Source organism: Streptomyces sp. NBRC 110035 (genome assembly GCF_000829695.1).
In the GTDB taxonomy this organism is placed as follows: Bacteria; Actinomycetota; Actinomycetes; order Streptomycetales; family Streptomycetaceae; genus Streptomyces.
Window position 1 is genome coordinate 15,306 of the sequence record NZ_BBNN01000020.1, and the last position, 24,387, is coordinate 39,692.

The following is a 24,387-nucleotide window of genomic DNA, read 5'->3' on the forward strand; positions in this document are numbered from 1 at the left end:
CATGGGCGGTACACGGACAGCCATCGTCGTCGGCGCGGGGATCGGCGGACTGACCACCGCCATCGCGCTGCGGAGCGTCGGCTTCGAGGTGGAGGTGTTCGAGCGGGCGCCGGAGATCCGGGCGGCCGGATTCGGCCTCTCCGTGATGAGCAACGCCACGGCCGCGCTCGCCACCCTCGACATCGACCTCGGCCTGGAGAAGCGCGGGCGGGTGATGGAGACCTACCACGTCAAGGACTGGAAGGGCAGGCTGATACGGGAGTTCCCGTTCCCCGAGATCACCCGCCGCATCGGCGTCCCGTGCGTCTGCATCAGCCGCTCCGACCTGCTCGCCGCCCTCCTGGACCGGGCCGCGGACGTCCCGATCCGGTTGAACGCGGCCGCCGACCGGTTCGAGGTGGAGGGCGACCGCGCCCGGGTCCACTTCACCGACGGCCGGGTGGCGGAGGCCGACGTCCTGGTGGGCGCCGACGGGTTCAACTCCGTCGTACGGCGGCAGCTGACCGGACCGGACGAGCCCGTGCACGACAGCGGCTACATCGCGTGGCTCGGCATCACCGAGTACAGCCACCCCCGGTTCGCCCCCGGATCCGTGGTCCACCTGTGGGGCGACGGCATGCGGTTCGGCCTGGTCGACATCGGCAAGGGCCGGCTCTACTGGTGGGGCACGAAGAACATGCCGTACGAGGAGTCCAGCACCTGGGACGGCGGCAGGGCGGGGGTCCTCGACGCCTACTCCGGCTGGCCGGACGAGGTCCGGGAGGCGATCCGGGTGACCCCGCCCGAGAACCTGCTGACGCTGAACACCCGCGACCGGGCCTTCCTCCAGCCCTGGGGCACCGGGCCGGTGACCCTGCTCGGGGACGCCGCCCACCCCATGCTCACCAGCCTCGGCCAGGGCTCGGCCATGGCGATGGAGGACGCCGCGGTCCTGGCCCAGCACCTGCGGCACGCACCGGACGTGCCCGGGGGACTGCGCGGCTACGAGGCGGCCCGGTACGAACGCACCCGGACCATGGTGGAGGCCACCCGCGCCATCAGCGAGTTCGAGCAGTCGGAAGGCCCGGTGCGCCGCCGGGTCCGGGACGGCTACTTCCGGTGGATGCCCCACCGGAAGCTGGTGGGCAAGCTGGAACCGGCGCTCACCTTCCCGGGCGCCGGCCTTCCCGCCCGCACCGGTGAGGAGGCCGGCCGATGAGCCGCGGCAGGCCGCGCGGACCGCGCGCCGGGAGCGTACCGCCGCACGGCGCGGTCCTCGTCACGGGCGCCTCATCGGGGCTGGGCCGCGAGTGCGCCCTGGAGCTGGAACACCGGGGCTTCCACGTGCTCGCGGGGGTCCGCCGGGAGGAGGACGGGGAGAAGCTGCTCGCCGAGTCGCACCACGAGCGGCTCCGCTACGCCGTCGTCGACATCACCGACGACGCGTCGGTACGGGCCTCGGCCGAACTCGTCGCCCACCGCTACGGCGGGCTGCGGGGCCTGGTGAACAACGCCGGGATCTGCCTGCCGGGCCCACTGGAGTGCATCGACGGCGAGCAGTTCCGCCGACAGCTCGACGTCAACGTGGTCGGGCACCTCTCGATGATCCGGGCCCATCTGCCGCTGCTGCGCCGGTCGCACGGCCGGATCGTCAACGTCACCTCGGGCCTCGGCAGCGCCGCGGTCCCGTTCCTCGGGGCCTACTCCGCGGCCCAGTTCGCCAAGGAGGCGCTCAGCGACGCCCTGCGGCGCGAACTGGCGCCCACCGGCGTACGGGTCTCGGTGGTGGCGCCGGGCGCCATCCTCACGCCGATCTGGACCAAGGTGTCGCAGGCGGGCGAACGGGCCCTCGCGGACGCCCCTCCCGCCGTCGCCGATCTCTACCGGTCCGCCCTCCAGGGGTTCCTGGAGGGCAACGCCCAGCAGGCGATGGCGAGCAGGACCACCCCCGAGGACTTCGCCCGCACGGTTCTGCGCGCCCTGACCGACGCGCGCCCCCGGGCCCGCTACTGGGCCGGGGCGGACGCCCGCCGGATGGCCCGGACGGCCCGGCTGCTCCCCGACTCGCTGCTGGACCGCACCTTCCGGGCGATCACCGCCCAGGTCGGCGCGCCCGCCGGCACGGACGCACGGCCGTAAGGGCCGTCCCGCACTTCCCGGCGGGCGCTGGACGACAGCTACGGCACCTCGCCGCGTTGTCGGAACGCCCGAGCACAGCCAGTATGCGGGCGCATCTCCGCCGTGCTATGCACCGCGTCCGACGCCGTGCGCTGATCCACCGGGAAGTGCGGGAGCGCCCTCAGCCGCGGCGACTGCGTATTCGCGTAGTACCGGGGGACATGCCTGTACGCGCCCCGCACCCCTGACTAGCGTACGCAGCGTCCCCGTCACGGAAAGAAAGTCCTGACGAATTCCTCGCACGGCCGACGAGGCTGTTCCGGCGGCCCCGTGAAAACGACCGGCCCATGAGCGCGCTGGGGAGAAGAAATGGTTACGGAGCGGGATTTCAAGGATTTCATGGCCGACGTCTGCACCCCGGTGGCGGTGGTCACCGCGACGGAGGACGGCCTGCCGCACGGCACGACCGTCGGCTCGCTCACCTCCCTGTCGCTGCGACCGCCCATGGTGGCGCTGGCACTGGAGCGACGCTCCCGGCTGCTGCCGAAGATCCTGCGTTCCCAGCGGTTCGGCGTGAACCTGCTCGGAGCCGAACAGGCCGACGCAGCCAGGGCTTTCGCCTCCTCCGCCGGTGACCGCTTCGAGCGGGCCGCCTGGCACCCGGACGACGGCCTCCCGCGCCTGCGGGAGGCCCCGGGGTGGCTCGTGTGCGAGCTGGACCGCCAGGTCCCCGGCGGCGACCACGTGCTGCTGCTCGGCCGGGTGGCCCGGATCTCCGGCACCCGGGGCGCCGCCCCGCTCGTCTACGGACGCCGCACGTTCGGCACGCATTCCGCGGCGGCGCCGACGCATACCCGTTCCCTCGCCGACCGCATTACCGCATTCGCCCACTGAGACGGAGGATTCCATGACCGAAAACCGGAACGAGAACACACCCCCTTCCTCGGAACCGTCCGAGCTGCTGCGCACCGCGCGCGAACTCGTACCGCTTCTCGCCCGCAATGCCGAGCAGGGGGAACGCGAACGCAGACTGACCGACGAATCCGTCAAGACTCTCACCGAGAGCGGCATGTTCCGGCTGGCCGTGCCGAAGCGGTACGGCGGCCACGAGGCGTCCCTGCGTACGCTGGTCGACGTGTCCGCGACCCTCGCCGAGGGGGACGGCAGCGCCTCCTGGGTGGTCGCGGTCGGCAACTCGCTGACGTGGGTCACCAGCCTCTTCCCCGAGCAGGCCCAGGACGAGCTCTTCGGGGCCGGCCCCGACACCCGGCTGTCCGGCGTGCTGACCCCCAGCGCCACCGCCGAGCGGGTCGACGGCGGCTACCGCGTCTCCGGCCGCTGGCACTACGCCTCCGGCTCCTGGCACGCCGACTGGTCCTTGATCGGCTTCCCGGTCCCGGACTCCTCCGGGCAGATCGTGGACCAGGGCATCGCCCTCATCCCCGCCGCCGACTACACGGTGGAGGACACCTGGTTCGTCGCCGGGATGCGCGCCACCGGCAGCAACTGCGTGGTGGCCCAGGACGTCTTCGTACCGGACCACCGGGTGGTGTCGGTGCCGAAGGCGATGGCCGGCGACTACCCGGTGCAGCGGTCCGGCGGGCCCCACCCCCGCTCCGCCTTCGTCCAGTTCCTCACCGCCGCGCCCCTGGTGGCCCCTCAGCTCGGCCTGGCCCGTGCGGCCCTGCGGTTCGTCGGGGAGAAATCGGCCGAGAAGGCCATCACCTTCACCTACTTCGAGAAGCAGCGCGACTCCACGGCCTTCCAACTGCGCGTCGCCGAGGCGGCGCAGAAGATCGACACCGCCCATCTCCACGTCCAGCGCGCCGCTGCCGACATCGACGCGGCGGCGCAGCGCGGCGAGGCCCTGGACACGCCCGGCCGCATCCGGGCGCGGGCCGACCTCAGCGGAGCGATCGGCCACGTCACCGAGGCGATCGACATCCTGCTGACCGCGCACGGCGCGGGCGCGTTCGCCGAGGCCAACCCGCTCCAGCGGATCTGGCGGGACTCGGCCGTGAGCGCCCGGCACGCCATCCTGCAGCCCTCGATGATCAAGGAGCTGTACGGCAAGGCCCTGCTGGGCGTGGAGGAGCAGATCTCTCCGCTGGTCTGACGCGGACAGCCCGTCGAGCCGAACACCTCGTGAAGGAGCCGGACATGGCCGCACGCACGTACGGAACGAAAGAGGCGAACTGGCAGCAGTTCGCCGACACCCGCATCTACATCGGCGACCTCGCCGACGACGGCGTCCCGAAGTCGATGGGCGCGGGCTTCGCCTGCCTGCACCCCGGGGACGTCATGGAATGGGTGCCCAGCTACGACGAGTTCATCGTCGTCCTGACCGGCCGGTTCGCCGTGGACTTCGAGGGCGGGTCCGTGAGCGCCGGCCCGCACGAGATGGTCTGGGTGGAGCAGGGCGAGCCCGTCGCCTTCCGGGCCGACGGCGAGGAGGTCCTGATCGCCTTCGGCACCAACCCGCCCTGGCAGACCACCCCGGAGACCCGGGCGAGCGCGGGCATGTTCCGGCCACTCTCCGCGTCGCCGGTCGACTGAGCGGGAACGCCCGTGTCCACGACCTCCCCGACGGTCCGGCGGGAACTGAGCCCGCTGGAGCGCTGGTACTGGATAGCCGACCAGATCTCACCGCTGAACGTCGTCGGACGGGTCCGCCTGCACGGGCCCGTCTCCCGCGCCGCACTGCGCACCGCCCTGGACGGACTCCAGGCGCGCCACCCGCTGCTGCGGGTGGCGATCGAAGCCGACCTGACGGGGCGGCACCCGCGCTTCGTCGGCGCGGACGACCGCCCCGTCCCGCTCGACCACCGCACCCTCGACTCGCCGGAGGACGTCGAGAGCGGCTGGCGGCGGGTCGTTGACGAGGAACTCGTCAACGGCCGCATCGACCCGCGGACCGGCCCGCTCGCCACGGCCGTCGTACTCAGCGGCAGTGGACCGGACGGCGAGGTGCACGACCTCATCCTCAGCCTGCTGCACGTCGTCGCGGACGGGACCACACTCATCACGCTGCTGCGGCAGTGGGCCCAACTGGCCGTCGGCGCCCCTGTGGAACCGCGTACGGTGCTGCCCCCGGCCGAGGACCTGTTCCCGGCCGAACACCGCGGCGCCGAGGGCCGGGTACGGGCGAAGGAGAAGGCGGACCGGGACGAGGGCGACCTGGAGCGCCTGCGTCCCCGCCGGGTGGACGCGGACCGGCCCGTGCCCTTCGAGGAGCGCCGCACCCGCTTCCTCCACCGGTCGCTCGACGGGCCCGCGCTGGAACGGCTCGCCGCATCCTGCCGAGCCCACGGGGCCACCGTCCACGGCGTGCTCGCCGCCGCGATGGTGCGGGCGCTCGCCGTGGACGCCGGGGCCGACGAGGGCGCCTGGTACTCGATCGGCTCCCCGGTCGACTTCCGGGCCGGCCTCGAACCGGCGGTGGCCGGCGACGACGTGGGCAGCTACGTCGCGACGCTCCCCACCCTCGTCGAGCACCGGACGGGCCTCCCGCTGTGGGAGACGGCCCGCCTGATCAGCGCCGACCTCAAGGCGCGCAAGGCGCGGGGCGAGCAGTTCTCCATGATCAACGGCATCGGGGCGGCCGGGCCGCAGAACCTGGCCGAGAGCCTGCCGTTCGTACGGCACCTGGACGAGAGGGGCCCGATCAACTTCTGCCTCTCCAACATCGGCCGGACCCCGTTCCCGGACACCGTGGGGCCGCTGCGGGCCTCCGGAGCCCAGTTCATCGCCTCGCTCTCGGTGGTGGGCGCGTTCGTCGCCACCGTCAACTCCACCCACCACCAGCTCGCCTGGAACTTCACCTACGCCCAGGGCATCGTCCGGGACGACCGCGCGGAGCGGCTCGCCGACCACTGTGTGGAGCTCGTCCTCGCCCTCGTCCGCACGGCCGGCTGAGACCGCCACGACCCGCTTGGGAGCACCTTCCGATGGCATCACCGCCCCGCACGCCCGCCGGATCCCCGGCCCTCCTGCCCGCCGTCGAACTGCGCGAGCTGATCCGCGCCAAGGAACTGTCCGCCCTGGAGGCCACCGAAGCGGTCCTCAGCCGTCTCGACGAGGTGAACCCCCGGCTGAACGCCGTGATCGCCGTGCGGGCGGAGCGCGCTCTGGCCGAAGCCCGTGCCGCGGACTCCGTACCGCTGGAGGAGCGGGGCCCGCTGCACGGGATCCCGTTCACCGTCAAGGACGCCAACGAGTCGGCCGAGCTGCCGACCGCCTACGGCTCGCGCCCCTTCACCGGCTACCGGCCCGGGTTCGACAGCGAGGTGGTCGCCCGGCTCCGGCGTGCCGGCGGCATCCTCGTCGGCAGCACCAACATGCCGGAGTTCGGGCTGCGGATCACGACGGACAACCGGGCCTTCCCGCCCACCCGCAACCCGTGGAACACCGAGTACAGCCCGGCGGGCTCCAGCGGGGGCGCGGCCGCCGCCGTGGCCGCCGGCCTCGGCCCGCTCGCGCTGGCCGCCGACGGCGCCGGATCCGTCCGGGCTCCCGCGTCCGCCTGTGGCGTCGTGGGACTCAAACCCACCCGCGGCCGTGTTCCGTGGGCGCCCGCCTCCCAGGAGCAGTGGGCGGGCTACGTCAGCAACGGCCCGATCGCCCGCACGGTCGCCGACACGGCCCTGATGCTCGACGTGATGGCGGGCCCGTCCGTCGGGGAACCGTACGGGCTGCCCGCGCGCACCACCCCCTTCCTCGCCCCCGGGGCCCGGCCGCCGAGGCGGCTGCGCGTGGCCCACACCCTCACACCGCCGCACGGCACGGTCGCCCCGGAGGTGCGGGAGGTCTTCGAGCAGGCGGTGTCGGCCTTCGCCGAGCTGGACGTCGAGCTGGTCGAGGACGCTCCCGGGCTCGGCGGGCTCCTGGACCCGCTGCTCACCGTCATCGCCGCGAACGTCGCCACCATGGTCCGGGGCGTGCCCCCGGGAGAGCTGGCCGAACTGGAGTCCGCCAGCCTCGACATCGCCCTGCGCGGCGAGCGGCTCGGCGCGGCCGACTACTGCGCCGCCCTGGCCGCCGCCCAGCGGCGGGCAGCCGAGGTGCTCGGCTTCTGGACCCGGTACGACGTCCTGCTCACGCCCACGCTCACCGTGCTCCCGCCGCCGCTCGGGGCGGCCGTCGAGGGCACGGGGTTCGAGGAGCGGTGGCGGGAGTACGCCGACTGGCTGGCCTTCACCTACCCCTTCAACATCACCGGTCAGCCCGCGCTCTCGGCGCCCGCCGGGATGGCCGGCGACCTGCCGGTCGGCGTCCAGCTCGTCGGTGCGCCCGGGGCCGAGGACCAGCTGCTACACCTGGCCGCCGCCTTCGAGCGCGCCCGGCCGTGGGCGCACGCGCGGCCCCGGCTCGGGTGACTCCTGGGACGGGTCGTTCCAGCCGGTCTCCCGCAGCAGGGCGATGCGGGACTTGACGCCGGTCTTCTGGAACAGCTTCTTGAGGTGGTAGTTGACGGTGTGGGGCGAGATCCCCAGCCGCCGGGCCATCTGCTTGTTGGTCAGCCCCTCGGCGACGAGCTGCACGATCCGGTTCTCCTGGCCGTTGAGGTCCGGTGGCCCGGCCGGGGGCGCCGGCCGGGCCACCGGACGAGGGGCCTCCCGCCCGTCCGCCGCCTGGCGGCGGAGCGCCTGCCGCAGGGGGACCGGCACCGAGTCGACGACGAGCCGCCACAGCAGCTCGTTCGGGAAGCGGACCCGGGTGCTGCCGACCGCCAGCATGCCGGTGCTGACCATCCGGTCCAGGACGAGCAGCAGGGCGGACGGCGGCACCTGGAGGATCGTGAGCAGATCGTCGACCGTGCTCTCCCGGCCGAGGACGGCCGCCACCCGCAGCAGGTGGCGGTACTGGTCCGGCAGGTCCAGCAGCATCGACTGCAGGAGCACCCGCAGCCGGTGCGGGATGCGGTCCTCGACCAGCTGCGCCTCATGGGCCCCCACCCGCAGAAGCTGCTCCTCACGCAGCCCCTCCACCAGCTCCACCAGCAGCTTCGGGTGCCCGCCCGCGCCCCGCAGGAGGCGGACGAGCGGCGCGGCGGGCGGGGCCCCCAGCAGGTCCGCGGCGACCTGGAGGGCGGCCGGGGGGTGGAGCGTACCGAGGCGGATCCGCTCGGTGCGCCCGGTGGGGCAGACCACCAGCGGCTCGGCGCCCCCGGGGCCCGCGCCCGGGCGGCGTGCCACCAACTGGACCAGCGCCCGGTCGCCGTACGGGGCGTACCGCCGGAGAAGCGGGACCTCGCCCGGCTCGTGCGCGAAGAGGTGCGGGTCGTCCAGGACGAGCAGCCGGGGGCGGTCGGCCGGGCCGAACCCGTCGCGGGAGCCCGTGACGTAGCCGAGCCGCCGCGCCAGGGACGCGCACTCGTCGAGGAACCGGGTCCGGCCGCAGCCGGGCGGCCCCTCGACCGTCACGAGGACGCAGCCGCCCTCGGCGCCGAACTCCAGGGCCCGCCGCGCGCGGGCCAGTTCCTCCTCACGTCCGCGCAACGGCAGGTGCGGCGGGTCCGGGGCGAGCAGCGCGATCTGCTCGGCGGGCGGGGAGGCGAGCCGCCCCGCGGTGGCTCCGGTCATCGGGCAGCGTCCTTTCGGGCGTGCTTCGCGGGCCGCGGCGCGGGCGCCGGGGCCGGCTCGGCGGAGAGCGGGGGCGCGGGGGCCGGCTCGACGGGCAACGGGAAGCGGCTCAGCAGCGGGCCGGTCATCAGGGTGGTGAGCAGGGCCATGACGACCATCGCGGTGAACAACCGGCTGTCCAGCGCTCCCAGGCTCAACCCGACGTTGAGCACGACGAGTTCGGTGAGTCCGCGCGCGTTGAGCAGAATGCCCAGCACGGTGGACTCACGGCCTCCCGAGCCGGAGAGCCGGGCGGCACCCAGGGCGCCGAGGAACTTGCCGGCGCACGCCACCGCGACCGTCGCGAGGACCATGACGAGCCCCTGCGCGCCGAGGCCCGCGAGGTCCACGGAGAGCCCGGTGACGGTGAAGAACACCGGGAGGAGCAGCAGGCTCGTCTGATCGATGCGCTCCGGAACCTCCGGGGCGGTCGCGTCGATGTGGCGGCGGGGCGCGACGGCTCCGAACAGGAAGGCGCCGAACACCGCGTGCAGACCGATCTCGTCGGTGACCCACGCGCTGGCCAGGAGCCCGGAGCAGAGCACGACGTGCACGGTCGGAGCGTTGCCGGCCCAGGGCCGCGCCGGGGCCAGCACCCAGGCCAGGGCGGGCCGCACCACGAGGACCAGCACGAGGCCGAAGACCACGGCCCCGACGACGGTGCGGCCGAGCGACCACAGTCCGCTGACGCTGACGACGGTGACGACGACGGCCAGCACGGTCCAGGCGATCACGTCCTGGATGGCGGCGCTCACCAGGGCCACCGCGCCCACCCGGTGCTTCTGCAGACCCCGTTCGATGATGATCCTGGCGAGCACGGGGAAGGCCGTGATGGACATCGCGGCGCCGAGGAACAGCGCCGGGCCGAGCATTCCGTCCGTCTTCAGCTGGGACTTGTCGAGCCACGGGTAGAGCAGGACGGCGAGCGCCGCGCCCATGACGAACGGCAGCGCCACCGAACTGAACGAGACCAGGGCGATATGCCGCCCGACGCCCTTCACGTGCGACAGGCTCAGCTGGTAGCCGACCCCGAACATGAAGAGCACCAGGCCCAGTTGGGCGAGCACCTCCAGATACGGCCGGGCGGCCGGGGGAAACAGCAGACCGGGCAGGTCACCGGGCAGCAGACCGAGCAGGCTCGGCCCCAGAGCTATCCCGGCGACGATCTCACCCATCACCGCGGGCTGCCGGACCCGTTGCGCCGCGGCGGAGAACAGGAAAGCGGCGAGCAGCACCAGGGCGACGCCCATCAGGACGATTCCGGTGACACCGGCGCTCTCCCCGGCGCTGAGGGCCGGACCGTGCGTCGACATGCTTGTGTCCTCTTCCTTCTCGAATTCCTTCTCGAATTCCTTCTCGAACAGAGGGGGAACGGATGACGGTCAGAGGCCCCGCGCCAGCGTCCTGCGATCGACCTTTCCGCTGGAGGTGAGCGGCAGCGCGGGCAGTGAGCGGACCGAGGAGGGGACCATGTGGCCGGGCAGCCGTACGGACAGGATCCGCCGGACCCCGGAGGCCACCACCTCGGCGCCGCGTGCCGGGACGCAGAACGCCACCAGCTGCTTGTCGCCGCCGGGCCCCTCCCGTACGACGACCGCCGCGTCGGCGATCTCCGGCAGGGCCCGCAGGTGCGCCTCGACCTCCCCGGTCTCCACCCGGTGGCCCCGGATCTTCACCTGGTCGTCCAGCCGCCCGAGGAACTGCAGCGTGCCGTCGGGCCGGAGTTCGACCAGGTCGCCCGTGCGGTAGATCCTCCCGCCGCCTCCCAGCCCGGGTACGGTCCGGAACCGGGCGGCGGTCGCCTCGGGCATCCCCAGGTAGCCCCGGGCGAGCACCGGGCCGCCGACGCACAGTTCCCCCGGGGTGCCGGGCCGCAGCGGGCGCAGCCGCTCGTCGACGACGTACGCCTCGGCGCCGGTGATGGGCCGGCCGATGCTGGGCTGGTCGGGCCACGCGTCGGGGTCGCCCCGGAGTTCGAGCGAGGTGACCACGTGCGTCTCGGAGGGGCCGTACTGGTTGACCAGCACAGCCCCGTCCAGACGCCGGAACAGGGCGCGTACCGCGGGGGTCACCTGGAGCTGTTCGCCGGCGGTCACGACCTCGCGGAGGGCCAGCGGCCAGACGCCGACCGAGCGGGCGTGTGCGGCGATCGCCTGGAGCGCGACGAACGGCAGGAACATGCGTCGCACCGAGGCGGTGTTCAGCAGGTCGATGAGGGCCTGCCAGCTCCGGCGGGTCGTGTCGTCGGCCACCACCAGGGTCCCGCCGGACGCCCAGGTGCTGAACATCTCCTGGAAGGACACGTCGAAGCTGAGCGCGGAGAACTGCAGGGTCCGGTCGCTGACCCCGCAGGCCGAGTGCGCGCACTGCCAGTCGATCAGATTGGCCAGCGGACCGTGGGGCATGGCCACGCCCTTGGGCACCCCGCTGGACCCGGACGTGTAGATGACGTACGCGAGGGTGTCGGGGCCGATCCGCGGCGCCGGCGGCGGCGGTGGCGCGGCCTCGACGGAGGACAGGGCGTCGTCCAGGAGGAGGGCGCGCGTGCCGTCCGGCAGCGGTACGCGGTCCAGCAGCGCCTTCTCGGTCAGCAGGAGCCGCGTGCCGCTGTCGCCCACCATGGCGGCGAGACGTTCGTCGGGGTAGGCGGGATCGAGCGGCACGTAGGCGCAGCCGGCCTTGAGTACGCCGAGGACCGCGACGGCGACGGAGAGGCCCCGTGCGAAGAGGACCCCCACGGGCTCCCCGGCGACGCCCGCGAGCCGCAGCGCGTGGGCGAGCCGGTCGGCGTCACGCCCCAACTCCTCGTAGTCGAGCGATCGTTCGCCCCACAGCACGGCGAGCCGGTCGGGGTGGGACCTGCGCTGCGCCTCGAACAGCTCGTGGGCGAGGGGGAGGGGGGTGGTGCGGTCGGAACTCACTGCCTCGTTCATCGGGGGCTCCCAGGTCGGATCAGGTTCGGGACTGCGCCGGTTCGCTCATGACCGAAGCGATCGCCGTCGCGAGCGGTTCGGCCCCGGCCTCCTCCAGGTAGAGGTGGCCGCCGGGGAAGGTCAGGGTGGTGAGCGGCTGGACGCTCCGCCACTGCCACGGGTCCGTGTGCTCGTCGCCGAAGGCGTCCTGCTCCCCGCGGCAGACGACGATGCGGCTCTCGGTCACGGTGCGGGACATGGTGCGGACGAAGGAGTCGCAGACGTCGAAGTCGCTCCGCAGCAGGGCCACGGCGCGGGCGGCGATGTGCGGGTGGCCGAGCAGCCGTTCGTCCAGCGCGTCGAACTGGGCGGCGCGGGCCAGCACCTCCTCGTCGGAGACGGCGGAGGTGCCGTCGGCGAACAGCGGAGAGCCGAGCTGCGGGGCGAGGTTGGCGGAGGCGAAGAGCGTCTGGCAGCGCGGTCCGCCGCGCCGTTCCAGGGCCGCGGCCACACCGAGCCCGAGGTAGGCGCCCATGCTGTGGCCGAGGATGGACAGCTCCTCGTCGGGGTCCACCTCCGCGGTGAGGAGGTCCGCCAGATCCCGGACCGCCTCCTCCGCGGTGTGCGGGGCGGGTTCCCGCCACCGCCGGCCCCGGCCGGGCAACTCGACCGGTACGGGCCGGATGTGGTCGGGCAGCAGCCGGACCAGCCGGCGGAACATGGCCGCCGAGCCTCCGGCGTGGTGGAACAGGGCGAGCACGGTCATCGGGTGCGCCTTCCTGAACGGTGGGGGGTGGAACAGGGCGAGCGGAAGGGGCGGGAGGGCGGGGCCGGGCCGGTCGCGCGTGCGCGGCGCCGGGGGGAGTGCGTGCCGGGGAGCGCGCGGGCGGGGGAGTGCGTGCCCGGGGAGTGCGTGCCGGGGCGGGGGCGGCGGACCGCCCTCGCCCCGTCCGGACACCGCCGGTCACGTGCTGCGGGACCGGCCCGCGGACCGCCTTCTCCCGGACGGCCGCCGCGGGCTCTCCCGGCCCGTGCGGCCGGCCGCCGGCGGCGGCGCGGCCCGGCCGTCAGCCGCTGTACGCCTCGCGGAAGTCCCACGGGCTGAACCTGCGTCCCCGGCGGTTCTGATCGGTGAGCGTGTTGTGGCCGTACTCATCCTTACCGGCCACGAGCACCGAGGCGAAGTCGTCCAGCGGGATGGTGCCGCCGTACTCGGAGACGTCGCCGAGGTCCGGGTAGACCTCGACCTGGGTCGGCACGTACCGGGTCGCGAACCCCATGCGGTAGTCCTTCTTGCTGCCGGTGTGCGGCAGCGAGCCGTGCATCAGGGTCGACCAGAAGATCACGCACTCACCGGGCTGCATGACGAGGGAGAACGCCTTGGACTCGTCGGGCCGCCAGTCGGGGTCCTTCTGGAGCTCGCGGTAGTCGTAGCCGAAGAAGCCCCGCCGGACGTTGTCCTTCTCCCGCTTGTTGATCGTGTCCGGGTTGTAGGACATGCCGAGGGACTCGTCGTAGTTCATCACCCGGTGCGTCCCCGGCATGAGCTGGAGGCAGCCGTTCTCGCGGGTGGAGTGGGTGAACGCCGTCCACGCGGTGATCGTGCCGCCGAACGCGGGCGCGTTGTTCTGCGCGGGCCACCGGATCTGGGGGCGCCCGCTGGAGTGGGCGAACGTCGACGCCTGGTGCCAGTCGGTGCCCTCGTCGCCCTGGTACTTCGGGAAGAACTCGGTGCGCCAGCACAACAGGTCCGGGCCGAGGATGGAGGACACCCGCTCGACGATCGCCTGCTGCATGATGTGCTCGCTGAGCAGATCGATGTCGAGGTGCCGGTCGTAGTTGGAGAGGTTGGTCACCGCGCCCAGCGCGTCTTCCGGGTAGATCGCCCGCGAGCGGTCCGGAATGGCGCGGCGTATCTGATTCCAGCGCTTTTCCATCTCCTCGGGTTCATACACCTTGATGGGGCCGATGAAGCCCTGTTCCTCGAATGTGGCGAGTTCTTCGGCGCTCAGTCGGAAATCAGCGGTGCGGTCATTCACGGCTACTCCAGTCTCTGGTCCGAATGCTGGATGAACGAATTACCTGGCAGGCTGTCGGACCACGCGGTCCTGCAGCTCCGCGATCGCGCTCCCGAGCGACTCCTCGAACAGGACCCTCACGTCCAGTTCGTGTCCGAAGCGCTGCTGGACGAGCGTGTTCAGGTTCATGGCGAGGAGCGAGTGGCCGCCGAGATCCAGGAAGTTGTCCTCGGGGGACACCTCGGGGTTCTCGACGAATTCGCCCACCCAGTCGATGATGATCTTCTGAATCTCGTGCACGCCCTCAGGAATGGAAACGGGCATTGCCGCCGTGCTCCTCTCGTAGCGGTCCGTACGGGGGCCCGGCCCGGGCAGGATGAATCCGCGAGCCGGAGGATCCCCGAACAACTCGCACAGGCCACACAAATGCGCATGGCCTGCCGCGCGCCACACTCTATGGCCGCCGGAGCGAGCACGGTAATGCCGGATACTTGGGGGGTATGCCGCGCGAACATACGCCAGGGAAATAGGCCGGAAACACGGTGCGGGTTTCCGGAACATGAATTTTCCGCCATCCGGGTTTGCCGAGCCACAACGACTGAAACGCACCGTGCGGGGGAGGCGCACCGCCCGCAGCGGGTCCGGCGGTGGCGCCACCGCCGCCCGGTTCCGCCCCGCCCGGTTCCTCGCCGCCGTCGGCCTGGGCACCGCCGTGCACAGCGGTGACGACCAGCCGCGCGTCGGCGAACTCGACCCACCGATGCCGGCGGCGATGGATACGCTTCCCATCGGTGTGGCCGTGTCGCCACATCCTTCGAACCGACTGGAGCCGGCCGGCTCAGGGGTGGGCGGCGGCGCGACGTGAACGGGGGGTAGCCATGTCCTTGGCCATCTGTCCACTGTGCAGTGACGACGAGGACATCGAGGTGCGCGCGACGCTCGACGGCGGACGCAGGGTGCTCAGCCACCGATGCGGCTTCGAGTGGGAGCACGGCGAGCCCGTCCCGGCGCAGCGGCGAGCGGCCCGCTCTTTCGAGTCCCTCAGGGCGAGCTTCCCGAAGCCCGAGGACGTCGATCCGGAGCGGTTGGAGCGCGTGGCCCGGCTCAAGGCGCGGTATCTCGCCGTCAAGCCGGACTTCGACCCGCGCGTGGCCGCCTACTGGTCGAAGTACCAAGGGGTCTTCACGCCTGAGGGGCTGCGCGCCTGTGACCCGCAGGTGCTCAAGGACTTCGCCAACTCCGAGATCGGCGCGCGACCGGGGAACCAGGCCACGTTCAATTCCGCCTGGAACGACATGGGCGATGCCGCGGCGGCCGAGTCGACCCGCTCGACGATCGACTACCTCCTGTAGGGGCCCGACGAGGTACCGCTGGAGGACCGGTTCCAGCAACTGCTCGATGGAGCGAAGCCGTTCGCCATGACGGGCTTCAAGTAGTCGGGTCGCCCGGGGGTGAGATTCCCCCGGGCGACCCGACTACAAGAGTGAAAGGAAGCCACTTGGCCACCGTCTTTCAGAAGTGCAAGGCCGATGGCAAGAATAAGAACTATTCGTGTGAGAAGACCAGATGCGGCCACCCCTGGACGGTCAGATACCGTGAGCCGGGAGGTCGGTCCGGGCGGCAGCGCGAGAGGGCGTTCCCGACCAAGCGCGAGGCCGACGACCACGGCTTGGAGATGGAGAGCGCCAAGCGGGAAGGCACGTACCTCGATCCCAAGCGGGGCGCCGTACCGCTTCGGACGTACGCAGAGGCGTGGTTCGAGCGTCAGCATCTCGCACCCAACACGGAGAACACGTACGAGCGGGCCTTCCGACTGCACGTCTTCCCCTTCATGGGTGAACGGCTGCTGACCTCGATACGCCCCGATGACATTGAGCGGTTGGGCGCCCACATGACGGCTGGAGGACTCTCCGCGCACTCCGTTCAGGCGTACACCACACCCCTGAAGGCAGTCTTCACGGCCGCCGTGAACAACGGGGATGTCGGCCGGCACCCCTTCCGCGGTGCCAAGCTGCCCGCGCTGCCGAGCCGGGCCGTGGATGAGACGCTCCTTCCGTCCGGGCAGCAGGTGCAGGACATCGCTGACGAGTTCCGCCGGGAGTGGGCGTTGTCCGTCTGGCCCATAGCGGGCCTTGGGCTCCGGATGGGCGAGATGCTCGGTCTCCGGGTCGGGGACGTCCTCGACGACCGCGTACGGCTCCGCCGCCAGGTAACCCGCGTCAAGGGCGTCAGGGGGGCCGTACTGGGCCCGCTGAAGCATCGCAGGAAGGGAGACTGGCGGGACGTTCCGTTGGCGACGAACCTGTCCGAGGCCGTGGGCGAGCACGTGGCCCGCTATGGCACCGGTCCGGACGGTGCCCTGCTCCAGGCGATCACCGGAACCCTGGTCACGACCTCGGACTACTCGTCCGCGTTCCGTAAGGTCGTGAAGACTCTGGGTTACGACTGGTCGCCTCACGACCTGCGGCACTGGTTCGCCACGACCGCGCTCAGCAATGGTCTGCCACTCTTGGATGTGTCCAGGTGGCTCGGACACAAGAGCATCGAGGAGACGGCGGACACGTACGGGCACCTCACTCCCGACTCCACGGGCCGGGCTGTCAAGGTGATGGATGTGGCGCTGACTCAGCACCGTGCTGACGTGGTGCTGACTGACGCGGCATGATTCAGCGTTTTCGCTGGTCGGAGGGGCGGATTGGAATGTGCGGACGGTATGCAGCAAGTCGCAGGCCCGAGGATCTCGCAGGAGTCTTTGAGATCGACAGGTGGGAGCCGGAAGAGGCCCTGGAGCCCGACTACAACGTGGCACCCACCAAAGAGGTCTTCGCCGTGCTCGACCGCGCAGTGAAGGACGCGGACGACCCGCGGCCGGTTCGGCAGCTGCGGAAGCTGAAGTGGGGCCTCGTGCCGTCCTGGGCCAAGACGCCCGAGGGCGGGGCCCGGATGATCAACGCCCGTGCGGAGACCGTCCACGAGAAGCCGTCCTACCGTCGCGCCTTCGCCGCCCGGCGATGCATCCTGCCCGCCGACGGCTACTACGAGTGGGTCACCGGCACGCAGGAGCGGGACCTGGAGGTCGAGGGCAAACGCAAGCGCCCGCGCAAGCAGCCGTACTTCGTGACACCGGCCGACGGCTCGGTGTTCGCGATGGCGGGTCTGTACGAGTTCTGGCGGGACCGGACCCTGCCGGACGACCATCCACGGGCCTGGTGGGCGACGTGCACCGTCGTCACCACCGAGGCGGAGACCACGCCGCTCGCGGTGGCGCCGGCGGACGGCCTGAGGGCTCTGGCCGACATCCACCCGCGGATGCCGCTGATGCTCACACCGGACCGCTGGGACGCCTGGCTCGACCCCGCCCGCACGGACACCGAGGAGCTGCGCGGGCTTCTCGCGCCGCCGCCCTCCGGCCTGATGCGTGCCTTCCCGGTCTCCACCGCGGTCAGCAACGTGCGCAACAACGGCCCGGAGCTGCTGAGGGAGCTGGAGGCACCGGAAGAGAGCACACTCTTCTGACGTGACGCCTGTGAGGAACACGAAGAACGCTCCTACCGCGGCCGGCCCGGCGGAGCCGCCGTCGGCCGAGACCGTCGAGACCGACGCCGGTCCTGCCCGCATCACCTGGCACCCCGCCCGGCACACCGCGCGCTTCGTCCTCGCGCTGAGTCACGGCGCCGGCGGCGGCATCGAAGCCCGGGACCTGCGGGCCCTGGCCGCCGTGCTGCCCGCGCACGGCACGACCGTGGCGCTGGTGGAGCAGCCCTGGCGGGTGGCCGGCAAGAAGGTGGCCCCCGCGCCGAAGACCCTGGACACCGGCTGGCGCGGCCTCTGGCCCGCGCTGACGAAGCCGGGCCTGCCGGTGATCTCGGGCGGGCGCAGCGCCGGAGCCCGCGTCGCCTGCCGGACCGCCGGTGAACTGGGCGCCCACGCGGTGCTCGCTCTCGGTTTTCCCCTGCACCCGCCGGGCAGGCCCGAGAAGTCCCGCGCCGACGAGCTGCTCGGGGCCGGGGTGCCCACCCTCGTCGTACAGGGCGGCAACGACCCCTTCGGCAGGCCCGGAGAGTTCCCCGAGGGGACGTACGAACTGGTCGAGGTGGCGCACGGCGATCACGGTCTCGCCGTTCCCAAGCGGGCGGACATCACGCAGGAGGAGGCCCTGACGGTCGTCACGGACGCTGTCGTGCGGTGGGTCGGCTCCCTCGTGGAGCAGTGGGCGCCCGGCCCGCCCGGGTAAAGCTTCGGGAATGTCCGGACGGCCTCCGCTGTTGACCCCGACGTGTCCGCCGGTCCGCCGGCGCAGCCGTCGTAGTCGTAGGAGAGGAAGTCCGCCGCATGGGTTCGACCTTCTGCCCGAGCCGCAAGGGCCGCACCGAGCTGGACTGGACGGTGCTGCACGCGGCCAGGACCGTTCCCCTTCGGGCGGCGGACGGACCGGATCGTCGTCTATCCTCCGATTCGAGTGAGACCGTTTCCGGTCCCACGACAACTCTGGAGGAGGTGGGTCCGGTTCCCGGTACCGACGCAGGGACCGAACACGGCCAGGCGGAGCAGCCCGAGGGGCAGGGCGACAAGCGAGTGGAATCGACCGCCGAACGCAGCGCGCGCTTCGAGCGGGACGCGCTCGAGTTCCTCGACCAGATGTACTCGGCCGCCCTGCGCATGACGCGCAACCCGGCGGACGCCGAGGACCTGGTCCAGGAGACGTACGCCAAGGCGTACGCGTCCTTCCACCAGTTCCGTGAGGGCACCAACCTCAAGGCGTGGCTGTACCGGATCCTCACCAACACCTTCATCAACTCGTACCGCAAGAAGCAGCGGGAACCGCTGCGCAGCGGTTCCGAGGAGATCGAGGACTGGCAGATCGCGCGGGCCGCGTCGCACATGTCGACCGGTCTGCGTTCCGCGGAGGCACAGGCGCTGGACCACCTTCCCGACTCGGACGTCAAGGAAGCGCTCCAGGCGATCCCCGAGGAGTTCCGCATCGCCGTGTATCTCGCCGATGTCGAGGGCTTTGCCTACAAGGAGATCGCCGACATCATGGGCACACCCATCGGTACCGTGATGTCCCGGCTGCACCGTGGCCGCCGCCAGCTGCGCGGCATGCTCGAGGACTACGCGCGCGAGCGCGGACTGGTCCCGGCGGGCGCCGGAGAGTCGAACGAAGCGAAAGGCTCGAGGTCATGAGCTGCGGAGAGCCGCACGAGACGGATTGCAGCGAGATCCTCGATCATCTCTACGAGTTCCTCGACCGTGAGATGCCGGACTCCGACTGCGTGAAATTCGAGCACCACTTCGAGGAGTGCTCGCCCTGCCTCGAGAAGTACGGGCTCGAGCAGGCGGTGAAGAAGCTGGTCAAGCGGTGCTGCGGACAGGACGACGTGCCCGGCGACCTGCGCGCCAAGGTCATGGGCCGGATCGACGTGATCCGCTCGGGCCAGGCCGTTCCCGATCAGGACGTCACCGTTTCCGAGGCGGCCGCACAACGGCCCCAGGCCGCTCCGGCGCCACAGGATTCCTGAGCCTTCCAGGGGAGTCCCGGCCTCTCCGGGCCCGCTGCTCGAACACCCTCCGAACGGTCGCCCCGGCAGGCACCCCCGAAAGGGGAGCGCCCTCACCCGTACGTGCTAATCCACGGGGCGGGGGCCCGCGGAGGCGCCGTCCGTCCCCCTAGGCTCCGGACCCTGACAGGCGCCAGGCCGAGCGAGGCCGGCACGGTCGGGGGAGGTCCGATGGAGGCGTTACCGGCACGGGCCCGTGTGTACGTGGCCGGTGTCGCCGTGGCGGGCCTGCTCTGTCTGCTGCCGGCGGTGCCGCTGTCGCCGCTGCCGGTGCGGGCCGCCCCCGCCGCGGACGTCTCCTGGCGGGCCGTCGCCTCGCTCGCCGTGCTGTACGCCTGCTGCGAACGCCTCGCCCGGTCCCGGCAGCTCGGCGCCCCGCACTCCGGCGGCACCTTCCACCCCGTACTGCTCGCCGCGGCCTTTCTGCTGCCGCCGTCCGCCGCAGCGCTGGTCGCGCTGCCCGGCGCGCTGCTCGCCCCCGTGGAGCAGCGGCCGTTCCTCGCGCGGCGAGTCGGGCGGGCCGGACAACTGACCCTCGCCGTGTGGGCCGCGAGTCGGGCACACCGTGCGGCCGGCGGCGGGGAAGCGGTCGCGGCCGGTGACGTTCCCGCGGCGCTGGGCGCGGCCGGCGCCGCGGTGCTGGTGTTCTGCCTGGTGCTGACGCTGCTGGACCGCGGCATCGTGGTGCTGGTGGGGGGCCTGCCGCTTCGGCCCGGGAGCCGGACGGCCTGGCGGACGACGCGACAAAGGACCCGGCGGACGGCCTGGTGGCGGCTCTTCCTGCGGTCGCTCGCACCGGTCACCGTGCACGGTCTCGCCGGACTGATGATGGCACTGCTGTGGCGCAGCCCTCACGGGCCCGTGGCCGCGCTGCTCGTGCTGCCGCCGATGTACGTCTCGTGGTGGGCGTTCGCCCAGTACCACCGGGAGCGGGCCGCCCACCAGGCCACGATCCGCGCGCTCGTGCAGGCCGTCGACATCAAGGACGGGTACACACGCGGACACAGCGAGCGGGTCGGCCAGGCCTCCACGATGATCGCGCGCGAGCTCGGCATGGACGACGAGCGGACCGAGGTGCTGCGCTTCGCCGGCATCCTGCACGACGTCGGCAAGCTCGGGGTGCCCACCCGGCTGCTCACCAAGGACGGGCCACTGACCCCCGAGGAGCGGCGGGTCATCGAACTGCACCCCGAGTACGGGCACGAGATGGTCCGGGGGATCTCCTTCCTGGGCGAGGCCCGCGCGGCCGTGCTGCACCATCACGAGCGGCTGGACGGCAGCGGTTACCCCTATGGGCTGGCGGGCGGTCAGATCCCGGAGTCCGCGCGCGTGGTGGCGGTCGCCGACGCCTTCGACGCGATGACCTCCAACCGCTCCTACAGCAGGGCACGGCCGGTTCCCGTGGCGCTGGACGAGCTCCAGCGGTGCGCGGGGGGCCACTTCGACCCGCGGATGGTGGAGGCGCTGGTGCGGGCGATCGGCCGGACCGGCTGGCACCCCGCGGTGACGGCCGAGGACGCCCGCCGGCCCGCCGGCCCGCCCGCCCCGCCGGTTGCCGAGCCTGCCGCCGATTCGCCCGGGGCACGCCGATGACGCCGCGGCCGCACACCCTCGTGCACGTCTGCGCCGCCGTGCTCGCCGCCGGCTGTCTCGGTGCCGCCCTGTGGCACGGGGTCGCGGAACGAGGCGTCGCCCTCGCCTTCGGCGTACTCGTCGCGGTCGGGGAACTCACGCGGCACCACGGCCCGCGGCGGCCCCGCGACGGACGGCAGCCCGGTGAAGGAGCGCCGCCGGGCGCCGGAACGCAGCCCCGCGACGGACCGCGGGTCCGTCAGGCCGCGCCGCTCGCCGCCGCCGGGTCACTGGCGTACGCGTTGCTCGGCGAGGCCGGGGGGCGGCCCAGCCACCACGGCGTGGCCCAGGTCGTCGTCGTGGTCCTTGCCGCCTCCCTGTGCGGCAGCGTGCCGCACGTCGGTCGCGGGCACGGGCCCACCCGCGACCGGCTGGCCCGCCGGACCCTCACCGTCGGGTTCGTCGCCGTGTGTTTCCAGCCCTTGTACGGCAGCGGGACGTTCGACGACTGGGGCGGCCCCGCCTACGCGCTGCTGCTGCTCGCCCTGCTGTCGCTGTCCGCCCTGTGCGACGCCGTGCTCGCCGCCGCGCTGGCCCACTCCCGCACCGGCCGGCCCTTCCCGCCGGCGCTGCGCGACGAACTGAGGGCGCTGCCCGGCATCGGGGCCGCCGTCGTCGCGACGGGCGCGGTGATGGCGCTCGGCGTCGCGGCCGTGGGGCTGTGGGCGCTGCCCCTGCTCTCCGTGCCCCTGCTGCTCGCGCAGTTGTCCTACCGGCGGTACGCGGCTGTCCGGGCCACCTACCGGCAGACCATCGCCTCCCTCGCCCGGGCCACCGAGATCGCCGGCTGCACCCCGGCCGGGCATGCCCGCAGGGTCGCCGACCTCAGCCGGTCGGTGGGCCGGGACCTGGGGCTGACCGAGCCGGATCTGGTGGTGCTGGAGTACGCGGCCCTGATGCACGACATCGGCCAGCTCAGCCTTGTCGACCCGGTGCCGGCGGGCGCCACCGCCGTCCTTCCGGCCCCGGAACAGCGGCGGATCGCCCTGCTCGGCGGCGCCGTGGTCCGCCAGACCGGGGTGGACCCGAGGGTGGCCGGGATCGTGGAGCGGCAGGCCGAACCGCATCAGGAGCAGCCGCTGGCCGCGCGGATCGTCCGGGTGGTGAACGCGTACGACGAGAAGTCCCGGGCAGGAGGCCCCGACGGGCCGCTGACGGCACTGGAGGAACTACGCCTCGGTACCGCCGGCGAGTACGCGCCCCAGGTCGTCGAGTCCCTGGCCCGGGTGCTGTCCAGGGCCGGGGCGAGGGAGCACGCGGACGGGTACGACGACGGGGGCGGCCGGTGGTGAGGCGGCGGGAGGCCGCCGGGGAACCACGGAGGCCGGGATGTGAGGATCGGGAGGTGAGGATGAGGACGAGGTGGGGGAGTGACGGCGGAAGAGGCGCGGGAACTGCCGTGAGGACAGGCGCCCGACCGCGGTGGGAGCCGCGAACCGGACGGTCTGACCCGGACCGGTCCGGGGTAACCCATGGGTAATGAGCGCCCTTCCGGCCGTACGTGGTTGGATGCGAAGGAGACGGTGTCCGGGGGCTAGGCCGCCCACCGCACGGAACTGGCAGGCGGGAATCGTGAGGATCTTCGGCAAGGGACGGAACAGGCCCTCCGCCTCCTGGCGGCAGGCCACGGACCGGGCGTTCACACTCATCGGCGACGGCCGCTACGAGGACGCGGGCGCGCTGCTCACCCGGGCCGCCGATCTGGAGCCCTGGCTGTCGGAGTCCTGGTTCAACCTCGCGCTGCTGCACAAGTTCCGGCACGACTGGGAGCAGGCGCGGACAGCGGGCCTCAGGGCCGTGGCGCTGCTCGACCGGGACACCGGCGCGCCGGACTGGTGGAACGTCGGCATCGCCGCCACCGCCCTGCAGGACTGGCCGCTGGCCCGCCGGGCCTGGCAGGCCTACGGGCTGAAGGTGCCGGGAAGCCCCACCGACTCCGGTGAGCCGCTCGGCATGGACCTGGGCAGCGCGGCCGTGCGGCTGTCCCCGGAGGGGGAGGCCGAGGTCGTCTGGGGGCGGCGGCTCGACCCCGCCCGGATCGAGGTGCTGTCCATTCCGCTGCCGTCCTCCGGCCGTCGCTGGGGCGAGGTCGTCCTGCACGACGGGGTGCCGCACGGCGAGCGAAGCACGGCCGCCGGGCACACCTACCCGGTGTTCGACGAGATCGAGTTGTGGGCGCCCTCGCCGGTGCCCACGTGGGTGGTCCTGCTGGAGGCCGCGAGTGAGGCCGACCGGGACGCCCTGGAGCAGCTGGCCGCGGACGCCGGGTTCGCCGCGGAGGACTGGTCGTCCTCGGTGCGGCTGCTGTGCCGGTTGTGCTCGGAGTCCCGGATGCCGTCCGACGAGGGAGAGGGCGAGCATCTCGACCCGCACGACCACAGCGAGCCCGGACATCCCGGACCGCTCGGCCACCGCACCGACGGGCAGTTGTGGGTGCCGGAGCGCGAGTGCGGGCTGGCCGCGCCGGCCTCGCTGGTCCGCGGTCTGCTGGACGGATGGGTCGCGGACAGCCCGGACTCGCGGGACTGGCGGGACCTCGAAGAAGTCTGCTAGGGCGTTTTCAGCACCCGTTCACGAGGCGGACCGCCGGGGCCGGTCCTCGGTCCGGCCGCGGGCGAGGGCCGGTCGGCGGGCCGTCCGCTCGCCGTACCCTGTATCAGCACCACACCCCATGTTTTCCAGGAAGGCGTACGTCGGTCATGGTTCAGCAGGACACCGATCAGCAGCACGCGGGCGTGCTCCCCGTCGACGAGGAGGGGTACGTCATCGACACGGAGGGCTGCGCGGAGCGCGAGGCCTCCTGGGTCGAGCGCGGCACCTCGCGGCCGATCACCGTGGTCGGCAACCCGGTGCTGCACAAGGAGTGCCGGGACGTCACCGACTTCGGCCCGGAACTCCAGCAGCTGGTCGCGGACATGTTCGCCAGCCAGCGCACCGCCGAGGGCGTGGGCCTGGCCGCCAACCAGATCGGTGTCGACCTGAAGGTCTTCGTCTACGACTGCCCGGACGACGACGGCGCGCGCCACGTCGGCGTGATCTGCAACCCCGAGCCGGTCGAACTGCCCGCCGAGAAGCGCCGGCTGGACGATTCCAACGAGGGCTGTCTGTCCGTTCCCACGGCGTACGCTCCGCTGGCCCGGCCCGACTACGCCGAGGTGACCGGTCGGGACGAGCTGGGCAACCCGGTCAAGGTGCGCGGCACCGGCTACTTCGCACGGTGTTTGCAGCACGAGACGGATCACCTCTACGGCTACCTGTACATCGACCGGCTCTCCAAGCGGGAACGTAAGGACGCGCTGCGGCAGATGGCCGAGAACGAGCCCCGCTATCCCGTGGTCGCCAACGACTGATTGCCCGTCACGTCCGTCACGTCCGTCACGTCCGTCACGTCCGTCACGTCCGGGCCCCTCGGCCCTCTCGGCCCCTGGCCCCGCAGAACTCCCTCGCGCACGGCGCGTGATCCGGCATCCCACCGGACCACGCGTTGTTCGTCTTTCCGGCAGGTGTTCGATCCCTCGGCCGACCGGTGGCCCCAAACCAGACACGCAAG

At 72.5% G+C, this 24,387-nt stretch carries 23 protein-coding genes; 17 read left to right on the forward strand and 6 right to left on the reverse strand.

Translation table 11 applies throughout. From position 1 onward, the window contains the following. The first annotated feature begins 1 nt into the window (after window position 1). The 7 genes from TU30_RS09595 to TU30_RS09625 all read left to right on the forward strand — a co-directional run bounded on the left by TU30_RS09595 (window position 2) and on the right by TU30_RS09625 (window position 7,472). Window positions 2-1,198: an FAD-dependent monooxygenase gene (locus TU30_RS09595; RefSeq protein WP_030114788.1), complete on the forward strand. Its 1,197-nt coding sequence runs from the start codon at window positions 2-4 to the stop codon at window positions 1,196-1,198. Further along, complete coding sequence (locus TU30_RS09600; protein ID WP_042167253.1) at window positions 1,195-2,118, forward strand: SDR family oxidoreductase; 924 nt, start codon at window positions 1,195-1,197, stop codon at window positions 2,116-2,118. The genes TU30_RS09595 and TU30_RS09600 overlap by 4 nt, the downstream gene beginning before the upstream one ends. A 378-nt stretch (window positions 2,119-2,496) precedes the next feature. Continuing rightward, window positions 2,497-2,991, forward strand: coding sequence for a flavin reductase family protein (locus TU30_RS09605; protein WP_078878201.1), 495 nt, complete (start codon window positions 2,497-2,499; stop codon window positions 2,989-2,991). Between the two features lie 13 nt (window positions 2,992-3,004). Then, complete coding sequence (locus TU30_RS09610; RefSeq protein WP_042167258.1) at window positions 3,005-4,213, forward strand: acyl-CoA dehydrogenase family protein; 1,209 nt, start codon at window positions 3,005-3,007, stop codon at window positions 4,211-4,213. 44 nt (window positions 4,214-4,257) lie between these two features. Continuing rightward, entirely contained in the window at window positions 4,258-4,653 is a 396-nt protein-coding gene (locus TU30_RS09615) for a hypothetical protein (protein ID WP_030114792.1), read from the forward strand. Window positions 4,654-4,665: 12 nt separating this feature from the next. Continuing rightward, a complete protein-coding gene (locus tag TU30_RS09620; protein WP_042167260.1) occupies window positions 4,666-6,012 on the forward strand; it encodes a hypothetical protein in 1,347 nt (448 codons plus the stop codon). 32 nt (window positions 6,013-6,044) lie between these two features. Continuing rightward, window positions 6,045-7,472: an amidase gene (locus TU30_RS09625; RefSeq protein WP_042167262.1), complete on the forward strand. Its 1,428-nt coding sequence runs from the start codon at window positions 6,045-6,047 to the stop codon at window positions 7,470-7,472. Here TU30_RS09625 and TU30_RS09630 read toward each other — a convergent pair. From TU30_RS09630 to TU30_RS09655, 6 genes are all read right to left on the reverse strand, one after another. Next, window positions 7,407-8,678, reverse strand: coding sequence for a LuxR family transcriptional regulator (locus TU30_RS09630; protein WP_042167265.1), 1,272 nt, complete (start codon window positions 8,676-8,678; stop codon window positions 7,407-7,409). The two genes, TU30_RS09625 and TU30_RS09630, sit on opposite strands and share 66 nt — an antisense overlap. Next, window positions 8,675-10,030 (reverse strand): cation:proton antiporter, encoded by a 1,356-nt coding sequence (locus TU30_RS09635; RefSeq protein WP_042167269.1) that lies wholly within the window; start codon window positions 10,028-10,030, stop codon window positions 8,675-8,677. The genes TU30_RS09630 and TU30_RS09635 overlap by 4 nt, the downstream gene beginning before the upstream one ends. A gap of 69 nt (window positions 10,031-10,099) precedes the next feature. After that, complete coding sequence (locus tag TU30_RS09640; RefSeq protein WP_052479768.1) at window positions 10,100-11,650, reverse strand: amino acid adenylation domain-containing protein; 1,551 nt, start codon at window positions 11,648-11,650, stop codon at window positions 10,100-10,102. Window positions 11,651-11,669: 19 nt separating this feature from the next. Next, window positions 11,670-12,395 carry a thioesterase II family protein gene (locus tag TU30_RS32840; protein ID WP_052479769.1) on the reverse strand — a complete coding sequence of 242 codons (726 nt, stop codon included), beginning with the start codon at window positions 12,393-12,395 and terminating at the stop codon, window positions 11,670-11,672. A 301-nt stretch (window positions 12,396-12,696) separates the two neighbouring features. Next, window positions 12,697-13,668: a chlorinating enzyme gene (locus TU30_RS09650; RefSeq protein WP_042167272.1), complete on the reverse strand. Its 972-nt coding sequence runs from the start codon at window positions 13,666-13,668 to the stop codon at window positions 12,697-12,699. A gap of 39 nt (window positions 13,669-13,707) precedes the next feature. Continuing rightward, window positions 13,708-13,971: an acyl carrier protein gene (locus tag TU30_RS09655; protein ID WP_042167274.1), complete on the reverse strand. Its 264-nt coding sequence runs from the start codon at window positions 13,969-13,971 to the stop codon at window positions 13,708-13,710. A gap of 554 nt (window positions 13,972-14,525) precedes the next feature. Between TU30_RS09655 and TU30_RS09665 the strand changes: the two genes are divergently transcribed. The 10 genes from TU30_RS09665 (at window position 14,526) to def (ending at window position 24,187) form a co-directional block, all read left to right on the forward strand. Then, window positions 14,526-14,999 carry a hypothetical protein gene (locus TU30_RS09665; RefSeq protein WP_234307824.1) on the forward strand — a complete coding sequence of 158 codons (474 nt, stop codon included), beginning with the start codon at window positions 14,526-14,528 and terminating at the stop codon, window positions 14,997-14,999. Window positions 15,000-15,145: 146 nt separating this feature from the next. Further along, window positions 15,146-16,312, forward strand: a complete 1,167-nt coding sequence (locus TU30_RS09670; protein ID WP_042167279.1) for a site-specific integrase — start codon at window positions 15,146-15,148, stop codon at window positions 16,310-16,312. A gap of 35 nt (window positions 16,313-16,347) precedes the next feature. Further along, window positions 16,348-17,163, forward strand: a complete 816-nt coding sequence (locus TU30_RS09675) for an SOS response-associated peptidase (RefSeq protein WP_042167281.1) — start codon at window positions 16,348-16,350, stop codon at window positions 17,161-17,163. A 10-nt stretch (window positions 17,164-17,173) separates the two neighbouring features. Further along, window positions 17,174-17,881, forward strand: a complete 708-nt coding sequence (locus tag TU30_RS09680; RefSeq protein ID WP_042167284.1) for an alpha/beta family hydrolase — start codon at window positions 17,174-17,176, stop codon at window positions 17,879-17,881. A 263-nt stretch (window positions 17,882-18,144) separates the two neighbouring features. After that, window positions 18,145-18,831 (forward strand): sigma-70 family RNA polymerase sigma factor, encoded by a 687-nt coding sequence (locus TU30_RS09685; protein ID WP_042167288.1) that lies wholly within the window; start codon window positions 18,145-18,147, stop codon window positions 18,829-18,831. After that, window positions 18,828-19,166: a mycothiol system anti-sigma-R factor gene (gene rsrA / locus TU30_RS09690; RefSeq protein ID WP_042167290.1), complete on the forward strand. Its 339-nt coding sequence runs from the start codon at window positions 18,828-18,830 to the stop codon at window positions 19,164-19,166. Before TU30_RS09685 ends, rsrA begins: the two co-directional genes overlap by 4 nt. Before the next feature lie 210 nt (window positions 19,167-19,376). Beyond that, the gene (locus TU30_RS09695) at window positions 19,377-20,798 is read left to right on the forward strand and encodes an HD-GYP domain-containing protein (protein WP_042167293.1); all 1,422 of its coding nucleotides are present in this window, start codon (window positions 19,377-19,379) and stop codon (window positions 20,796-20,798) included. Further along, a complete protein-coding gene (locus tag TU30_RS09700; RefSeq protein ID WP_107068415.1) occupies window positions 20,795-22,129 on the forward strand; it encodes an HD-GYP domain-containing protein in 1,335 nt (444 codons plus the stop codon). The genes TU30_RS09695 and TU30_RS09700 overlap by 4 nt, the downstream gene beginning before the upstream one ends. A 280-nt stretch (window positions 22,130-22,409) precedes the next feature. Further along, window positions 22,410-23,390 (forward strand): tetratricopeptide repeat domain-containing protein, encoded by a 981-nt coding sequence (locus TU30_RS09705; RefSeq protein WP_042167296.1) that lies wholly within the window; start codon window positions 22,410-22,412, stop codon window positions 23,388-23,390. Between the two features lie 146 nt (window positions 23,391-23,536). Then, window positions 23,537-24,187, forward strand: a complete 651-nt coding sequence (gene def, locus TU30_RS09710; protein ID WP_042167299.1) for a peptide deformylase — start codon at window positions 23,537-23,539, stop codon at window positions 24,185-24,187. The last annotated feature ends 200 nt before the right edge of the window (window positions 24,188-24,387 follow it).